The sequence below is a fragment of the Mesorhizobium sp. M5C.F.Ca.IN.020.29.1.1 genome (assembly GCF_003997375.1).
GTDB classification, from domain to species: Bacteria; Pseudomonadota; Alphaproteobacteria; order Rhizobiales; family Rhizobiaceae; genus Mesorhizobium; species Mesorhizobium wenxiniae.
In genome coordinates, this window is sequence record NZ_RZSW01000286.1 from 1 (window position 1) to 7791 (window position 7791).

General features: G+C 62.1%; 9 protein-coding genes. 1 reads left to right on the forward strand and 8 read right to left on the reverse strand.

The annotated features are described in order from the left end of the window. Positions 1-417, forward strand: a 417-nt coding sequence (locus EOA85_RS21365) for an NAD-dependent epimerase/dehydratase family protein (RefSeq protein ID WP_127211069.1), incomplete at its 5' end; no start/stop codon positions are given. A 96-nt stretch (positions 418-513) separates the two neighbouring features. Here EOA85_RS21365 and EOA85_RS21370 read toward each other — a convergent pair. The 8 genes from EOA85_RS21370 to EOA85_RS21405 form a co-directional block, all read right to left on the reverse strand. Next, complete coding sequence (locus tag EOA85_RS21370; protein WP_127211070.1) at positions 514-1344, reverse strand: BtpA/SgcQ family protein; 831 nt, start codon at positions 1342-1344, stop codon at positions 514-516. Beyond that, positions 1341-2249, reverse strand: a complete 909-nt coding sequence (locus tag EOA85_RS21375) for a PfkB family carbohydrate kinase (protein WP_127211071.1) — start codon at positions 2247-2249, stop codon at positions 1341-1343. Before EOA85_RS21375 ends, EOA85_RS21370 begins: the two co-directional genes overlap by 4 nt. Before the next feature lie 3 nt (positions 2250-2252). Beyond that, entirely contained in the window at positions 2253-3023 is a 771-nt protein-coding gene (locus EOA85_RS21380) for a glutamine amidotransferase (protein WP_127211072.1), read from the reverse strand. Between the two features lie 17 nt (positions 3024-3040). Continuing rightward, on the reverse strand, positions 3041-4132 hold the full coding sequence (locus tag EOA85_RS21385) for a phosphotriesterase (RefSeq protein WP_065006248.1): 1092 nt from the start codon (positions 4130-4132) through the stop codon (positions 3041-3043). Positions 4133-4136: 4 nt separating this feature from the next. Further along, positions 4137-5147: an ABC transporter permease gene (locus tag EOA85_RS21390; RefSeq protein ID WP_029355682.1), complete on the reverse strand. Its 1011-nt coding sequence runs from the start codon at positions 5145-5147 to the stop codon at positions 4137-4139. Further along, on the reverse strand, positions 5144-5941 hold the full coding sequence (locus EOA85_RS21395) for an ATP-binding cassette domain-containing protein (protein ID WP_127211073.1): 798 nt from the start codon (positions 5939-5941) through the stop codon (positions 5144-5146). Before EOA85_RS21395 ends, EOA85_RS21390 begins: the two co-directional genes overlap by 4 nt. A gap of 75 nt (positions 5942-6016) precedes the next feature. Further along, positions 6017-6955, reverse strand: a complete 939-nt coding sequence (locus tag EOA85_RS21400; protein WP_029355684.1) for a substrate-binding domain-containing protein — start codon at positions 6953-6955, stop codon at positions 6017-6019. 118 nt (positions 6956-7073) lie between these two features. Beyond that, positions 7074-7685 (reverse strand): cupin domain-containing protein, encoded by a 612-nt coding sequence (locus EOA85_RS21405; RefSeq protein WP_065006311.1) that lies wholly within the window; start codon positions 7683-7685, stop codon positions 7074-7076. Positions 7686-7791 lie beyond the last annotated feature (106 nt).

Below are 7791 nucleotides of genomic sequence, written 5' to 3' on the forward strand. Positions count from 1 at the left end.
GACATGGCCTATTGGATATTCACCAAGGCGATCCTCGAGGGAAAGCCGATCCGGGTATTCAACAATGGCGAGATGTGGCGGGATTTCACGTATGTCGACGATGTGGTGCGGGCGGTCGTTGCCGTGCTCGACAAGCCGCCCATGGCCGATGCCCCACCCAGCAGGATTTACAATGTCGGCAACAACCGGCCGGTGCGGCTGGGCGATTTCATCGACACTCTGGAAAGACTGCTCGGTGTAAAGGCGATCCGCCACAGCGAGCCGATGCAGAGCAGCGACGTCGAGCGGACCTATGCCGACATGACGGCACTGGAGCGCGATTTCGGCTTCAAGCCGAGCGTTTCGATCGAAGATGGTCTGAAGAAATTCGTCGACTGGTACCGGTCCGAATGGGTTGCAGGGTCAACGACAAGGTGACTGCGGCCTGAGTGTCGTCGTTGCCTGTTGGCATCTGCGTTTGCGGCCCCGCGACTTCGCTCCGGCCACAAACAGAATGGCATCATTGCCGCTCGATCATCGCCTCAGCCCGGCCATGAAGGTCTTTACTCTGGCAGGGTCGACCTGGTTCCACCAGACGCCGTCATGCTTCAGTGCGCTGGCGACGATGACGCCATCGACGATGCCAAGGATATCGTTAGCATTGTCGGGCGTCACGCCGCTGCCGACCAGCGTCGGTAGGCCGGCGGCCTCCTTGATCATGCGGATGTAGCTCAGATCCGCAGCGTGCCCGGTGCGCTGACCGGTCGCAATGATGGCGTCGGCGTCGAAGAAGACCAGATCCTTGACCAGTTCCTCCACTGGCCGGTCGGCAACGATGGCGTGTGCGCCATGCTTGACATGAGCATCGGCGAAAACGCGGATGCCGTTGGCGCGAAGCTTGGCGCGGTAGCGCGCCGCGCGACCCGACTCGCCCTCGACAAAACCCTCGTTGGCGACATAGGCATTCGCCCATTGATTGACGCGGATGAAACCCGCGCCGGCGGCACTGGCGATCGCAAGGGCAGGGATCGCCGCGTTAGCGAGCACATTGATGCCGACCGGCTTGCCGAGTTCGCGGCGGATACGGTCGGAAACGACCGCCATATAGGCTGCTGTCTCCGGTCCGATATCGTCAGGTTTTGCAAAGGGGATGTCGCCATGATTCTCGACGATCACGCCGTCACATCCGCCGTCGAGATAGGACCTCGCATCATCGAGACCCCGCTGATAGATCGCCTCGACCGCCTCGCCGCCAAAGCGCGGCGAGCCAGGAAGCGGCGCAAGATGAACGACACCGATCACCACCTTGGTGCGGCCGAAAAGTTCTACGAGCGCGTCGGCGCCCGATTGGCCGAGTTGGGTCATGAGAGCTCCGTTTCATCGATGAGCGCCGCCATTTCAGGCGCGGAAGGACAGGATATCAATGTGCCCGGGCGAGTCACCGCAATTGCCGCGGCCGCGAGCGCGAACTTCAGCGCTGAGGTAACCGACATTCCTTTGGAAAGCCCGCCGGCCAGACAGCCGCAAAACACATCGCCGGCGCCGCTGGTGTCGAGCGCTTCGACGCCGGGCGCCGGCAAACGAAGCGGTGCTTCCTGGTCCGGGCCAAGCACGAGACAACCTTCCGCGCCAAGTGTGATCACGACTGTTCCGGCGCCTTTGGCCGCGAGCGCGTCGGCCGCAGCTGCCATGTCACCCTCGCCGGTCAGTGCTTTCGCCTCGGATTGGTTCACGACCAACAGCTGCGCCAGACCGAAGTCAGGCAAAGCCGCGGCATTGATAGGACTGGCGTTCAGGACGGTGCGCGCGCCATTTTCCTGTGCTGCCCGCAGGCAGGCATTTATCGCAGCGCCTCGCAGGTTTCCCTGACAGACGACGATGTCGCCGAACGCGATCCGTCGCGCAAGTGCCGTTTGCGCGATCGGATCGAACGCTTCGCTGCAGGCGACACCGCTGACGATGAAGTTCTCGCCGCCGACCTCAATGACGATGGTCGAGCGGTCGCTCGGCAGGTCGAATTCGCTCACGTCGAGGTCGGACAACTCCCTGTCGAGAGAGGCTCGGATCCATGCGCCTGCGCGGTCCTTGCCGAGCGCCGTCCAAAACGTCACCGCAGCACCCGTGCGCGCGGCCGCAACGGCCTGGTTTGCGCCTTTGCCGCCGAGGCCGTCGGCGTAGCTGCTGGCGTTCAAAGTCTCGCCGGCGGCGGGGAAGCGGCCGACGCGAAACATCGTGTCTACGCAGGCATTGCCCACGACATGGACATGCATCGCTCAGCTCTCACCGGTCGCCCAGTTCAGCATCTGTTCGAACAGAGTTTTGTAGCCTTTCCAGGCGATGAACTCCGGTGGCAGCCAATGCGGCCCGACATCGGATGTCCAGGCCACAGTGCGGCCCTTGCCATAGTGGCCGGCGACGAGCAGCGGCAGCGATCCGTAATCCGAAGACACGGTTGCCAGAACTTCCGCCCCGTCTTTCAGCGTCACCTCGTTGAAGCCGAGCAGGATTGGCCAAGCCGAACCGAGACCCTTCAAGATCGGGTGGTCCGAGGAGCCTTTCAGAACAGGCGAAAACCCTTCCGGCACCTCGACGCGGTCGTCGAAGGCGAGGCAGTTCACCGGCAGCACCTCCTCGACCGGCGTCTTGCGATAGCGCGCGCCGCCATTAATGCCCTGGAAGCTATAATAGCCGCCAAACATCAAAAGCGCGCCGCCGTCGCGCACATAATCGCGCAGCAGGCGCAACCGGTTCGGCGTCGGCTTCGAGTGAACCCAAGTGTCGGGATGCAGAAGCAGCGTGTTGGCGCCGATGTCGGAGAGCACCACCGCATCATAGGCCGAGAGCGCCTCCATTGTTTGCGGAAAGCTGCGCTGCGCCTCATGCGCCGGCATGAAGGTCACATCGAAGTCGGTCGCCTTCAGCGCCGTCAGCAATTCGTCGGCGCCGGTGTGGTAGGTGACCGTCGGAAACTGGTCGAAGCCTTTGATATGGGTCGCGGTCGACACCCAGGATTCACCGGCTAGCAGAATCTTTTTCTTGGACATTTGAACTCCGTCGTAAGTCAGTTCCGCCGCGAGAACACAGCCCTCGGATTGGCGACCAGCATGCGGTCGATGGCTGGTTGCTCGACGCCATGCCGTTTCAGGCGCGGTACGAAATGCTTGAGGATATAGCCGTAGCCGAAACCGCCGAAGCGGGTCAGCATGATCTTGAGGAACACATCCTGCGACAGCAGCAGGCGGTCGCCGAAGCCGGCGTCGATAAGTGCCGCAATTGCCCGTGCATTCTCTTCATCGGAGGGCGATTGCGCGTCCTGATCGGCATAATAATAGTCCATGCCGATCATGTCGTATTCCAGGAAAGCGCCGCGCCGCGCGAGGCTTGTCTGATAGTCGAGATCGTTGTGGCTGGGGTTCATATGGCAGAGCACGGTGTGGCGAAGATCGGCGCCCTCTGCCTCGACGACATCGAGCACCTCGTGCGCCAGCCGCTCCCAACCGGGCAAATGGATCGACAGCGGCACGCCCGTGATGCGCGAGGCCCGCGCCGAAGCTCGCAGTGACTTTCGTTCCTCGGAGGTGAAGTCCTTGCTGACGCCGACCTCGCCGATCAGACCGGCCAGGATCGTCGGCTGCATCTCGCCGCCGCCGACATCGTTGACGATGAATTCGGTCACCGCGTCGACATCCATGGTCTTCAGCCATTCGGGATGGGTGTGCTCCAGATAGAAGCCGGTGCCCATGACGATCTTCAGGCCGGACATGCGGCTGATGCGGGCGAGCTTTTCCGCTTCACGGCCGATGCCGATATTGGTCGCGTCGACGACGGTGTGGCCGCCGAGCGCGCGATAGCGTTGCAGCTCAGACAGCGCCAGGTCGCTGTCGTCGAGCGAAACATTGTCGCGGTTGACGTAAGGGTTCATGCGCAGTTCGCCGATGATCTCGATGTTCACGGGCTGCTCGGCGAGCGCCATGTCGTCGGGATGACAGGGGCATTTCCAGGTGCGCGCGCCGTCGAGCAGGATGTGCTCGTGCATCAGCGTTACGCCCATTTCTTCGACCGGAACGGGGCCGAGCACGGTCATCACCTGGCCGGATTCGACCCCGATCGCCAGCCGCTGCCTGGGAGCTGCGTCATCGAAGAGATCACTCATAGGCTCAACGGCTCCGTACGGCGCCGCGGAACAGGCGGAAGTTCAGCCAGATGGCGACCAGGATGATCGTTCCGGTCACGATCGGCGTCAGGAAGGGCGACAGATGCGCCAGGATCAGGCCGTTGCCGATGACGGCCACGGTAAGCGCGCCGAGCACCGTGCCGATAATCGTTCCGCGGCCGCCGAACAGGCTGGTGCCGCCAAGCACGACCGCAGCGATCACTTCGAGCTCAAAGCCTTGCCCGGCGTTCGACGATCCGGATCCGAGCCGGGCCGCAATGATGATCCCCGCAAGTGCTGCCGCGGCGGCGGAAATCACGTAAACGAAAAGCGTCGTCAACCGCGTGTTGACGCCGGCGCGCCTGACCGCTTCGGCGTTGGCTCCGATGCCGGTCACGTAGCGGCCGAACGGCGTCTCGTTGAAGGCGATATAGGCGATCGCAAGGATCGCCAGCGCGATCAGCGCAGGCGCCGGCACGCCAAGAAACCAGGCGCGGCCCAGCACCGTGAAAGGGCTTCCCGGCTCGATGGGGATCGAGTAGCCGCCGGTGATCAGCAGCGCCACGCCACGGATCACCGAAAGCCCGGCAAGCGTGACGATGAAGGCCGGGATGCCCTCATAAGCAACGAAATAGCCTTGCACCGCGCCAAGCAAGGCACCCAGCGCAAGCATGGCCAGGATGACCGCCGGCCATGGCAGGCCCAGCTGCAGCAGTGTCGCCGACAACGTTGCCACCAGCGCCAGCACGGAGCCGACAGAAAGGTCGATGCCGCCCGTGGTGATGACGAAGGTCATCGCTGCGGCGACGATCAGCAGCGGGGCCGACTGCCGCAGGATGTTCAGCAGATTGGGCGACGTCAGAAAGGCGTCCGTCGTCACCGAGAAGATGACGCAAACCACAAGAAAGAACAACGCGATCGACACGACACTGCCATTGGCGAGCACCGCATCTCGCCATGTGCCTTCGCGAACCCTTCGAGACTGCGCGGAGTGGGTCGAACTCACGTCGCTCATGCTGGCGCTCCATCGCGATAGGCGCCGGTGGCCGAGCGAGCGCTGAATTTGCGGCCCACGATCAGGTTGACGACATCTTCGATATTGGTTTCGCCGATCAGCCGCTCGGCGACGTTGCGTCCTTCGTACATGACCTGAATGCGGTCGCATACGAGGAACAGATCCTGAAGGCGGTGGGTGATCAGAATAACGCTGACGCCGCGGGCGCTCACGGCGCGGATCAGGTCGAGCACAGCCTCGACCTCGGCGACGGCAAGCGCTGCCGTCGGCTCATCCATAATCAGCACGGACGGCTCGAACGAGGCGGCGCGGCCGATCGCGATCGACTGTCGCTGTCCGCCGGACAGGTTCTCGACCTTGAGCCGCGTGTCGGCGATAACGATGCCGAGTCGATCGAGCATCTGGCGCGTCTGTTCGTGCATGCGCTTCTTGTCGAGAAAGGAAATGCCGGCGATGCGGCGGCGCGGCTCGCGGCCGAGAAAGAGATTGCCGGCGACATCGACCGTGTCGCAGAGCGACAGATCCTGATAGACCATCTCGACGCGCGCTGCACGCGAATCCGCCGGCGAGTTGAAGGTCACCGGCATGCCATCGATCTCGATCGTGCCGGCATCGGGAACCACCGCCCCCGACAGCACCTTGCTCAATGTCGACTTTCCCGCGCCATTGTCGCCGACCAGTCCCAGGACCTCGCCCGGCTTCAGCACCAGCGACACATCATCGAGCGTCTGGATGGCGTTGTAGCGCTTTGAGATGCCGCTCATCCGCACCCGATAGGTCTCGCTACTGCTCATCTTGGATCCCACGGGATTTGCAAAGCGTCCGCGGCGTAGCCTCAAGCGGCGCCGCGGACCGGTCATCGACGCAGCTTACTGGAACATCGCGCGGTATTGCTCGACATTCTCCTTGGTCACGATCGTCACCGGAATATTGATGATCGGCTCGACCGTTTCGCCCTTCTTGAGCTTGGTCAATGCTTCGACAGCGGCCTTGCCTTCGCCGGCAGGGTCCTGCTGGACGACGGCCACCACCCAACCATCGTCAATGCCCTGAATGACCTGCTTGGTCAGGTCCCAGCCGAACACCTTGACGTCGCCGGTGCGGCCTTGGCTGGTTACGGCGGAAACAGCGCCGAGCAACGCCGGCTCGCCGGTCGCATATAGCGTCGTCATGTCCGGATTGGCGGTCATCAAATTCTCCGAAGCGCTCATTGCGGTCTCCTGAACATTCTGGCCGTCGACCGTGTCGAGGAAGGTGATCGCCAGGCCGCTGTCGGTGACCGCCTTCTTGAAACCGTCGAGCCGCTGGTTCTGGATGAACGAATTAAGCGCGCCGACAATGCCGATCTTGGCAGTGCCGCCCATCTCCGACTTGACATAGTCCGCGTAGAATTTGCCGATATCCTCGCCGGCCTTGGCGTTGTCGACACCGATGAACGCAACGTTGTCGCCGTCGGGAATCTGGGCGTCGATGGCGATTACGGGGATGCCGGCCGCCTTCGCGGCGGTGATTGCAGGCTTGACGCCGTTCACGTCGATGGCGACTAAAATGATGCCGTCGACTTTCTGTGTGATGTAGTTCTCGATCGCGTCATTTTGCGCGCTCGGCACGTTGTTGGCATTGAAGATGACCAGCTTGGCGCCCGCGGCGTCGGCGGCCTTCTGCGCGCCCTCATTGATCTGGTTGAAGAACAGGGCCTGCTGGTTGATGTTGACGAGAGCGAACGTATCGGCGAACGCCGATCCCATCGCGGTCGAGCAAATGGCGATGACGGCGGCGCAACGGAAGAGAAGTTTGAACGGACGCATTTACGGTTCCCCTTGCTTGCGGGCCAAACCTGTTAGGCTGGTCCCATTGGTGCTACAGGCACGAGGCAACATTCAAGAGACTTGAATATTTGTCAACGAATTTGATCTCTGAGCGCCGTCAGAACGTCGCCGGCGTGTTGACCCAGAAAATGCTGGCTCTCTCCTTGCCGATGTTGCGGTAATGGTGCGGCAGCTCCGACCTGAACACGAACGCATCGCCAGTGGCGAGATCATGGCTCTTGCCATCGACGATCAGCTTGATCCGGCCAGCGAGCACATAGCCGACTTCCTCGCCGACATGCTGGATGGGACCTTCGCTCTCGCCGTCCGCCTCGATATGATGGATATTGCACTGCAGCAGGTGACCGGGCGAATACGGAATGATGCGCTCAAGCGAAATGCCCTCGCCGCGCCTCAGCGCGTCGAGCGAGATCAATGGCCGCGCGCCTGCGCGGAACACGATCGCCTCGTCGTCGTCGACCTGTTCGAACATCCAGCCGATATTGGTCCCTAGAACTTCGACCACGCGGTGAAGCATGGGTAGGGATGGCGAAGCCTTGCCGTTCTCGATCTTGGACAAAAGGCTTTCAGAGCAGTTCGCAGCTGTCGCCAGCGTCTTCAGCGTCATGCCCCGTGTCTGCCGGGCGAGGCGCAACCGCGTTCCAAGTCGCGCGGCATTTACGCTGGCGTCCGCTTCAGACTCTGGCCGTCGTCGATCGATTTTGTTCATCCGTTCGCCAACCATTCAACAGTCATGGGACAACTGTCGCGCGAGCAAAAGACAGCGGCGACCGATTTGCAAGCGATGATTTGTCAATTTCGACGCTGCAGTGCCT

What these genes read in the sequence shown, in the direction of transcription:
- EOA85_RS21370 (WP_127211070.1), bottom strand. Translation starts at nt 1,344, where the DNA reads ATGACCCAACTCGGCCAATCGGGCGCCGACGCGCTCGTAGAACTTTTC.
- EOA85_RS21375 (WP_127211071.1), bottom strand. Translation starts at nt 2,249, where the DNA reads ATGCATGTCCATGTCGTGGGCAATGCCTGCGTAGACACGATGTTTCGC.
- EOA85_RS21380 (WP_127211072.1), bottom strand. Translation starts at nt 3,023, where the DNA reads ATGTCCAAGAAAAAGATTCTGCTAGCCGGTGAATCCTGGGTGTCGACC.
- EOA85_RS21385 (WP_065006248.1), bottom strand. Translation starts at nt 4,132, where the DNA reads ATGAGTGATCTCTTCGATGACGCAGCTCCCAGGCAGCGGCTGGCGATC.
- EOA85_RS21390 (WP_029355682.1), bottom strand. Translation starts at nt 5,147, where the DNA reads ATGAGCGACGTGAGTTCGACCCACTCCGCGCAGTCTCGAAGGGTTCGC.
- EOA85_RS21395 (WP_127211073.1), bottom strand. Translation starts at nt 5,941, where the DNA reads ATGAGCAGTAGCGAGACCTATCGGGTGCGGATGAGCGGCATCTCAAAG.
- EOA85_RS21400 (WP_029355684.1), bottom strand. Translation starts at nt 6,955, where the DNA reads ATGCGTCCGTTCAAACTTCTCTTCCGTTGCGCCGCCGTCATCGCCATT.
- EOA85_RS21405 (WP_065006311.1), bottom strand. Translation starts at nt 7,685, where the DNA reads ATGAACAAAATCGATCGACGACGGCCAGAGTCTGAAGCGGACGCCAGC.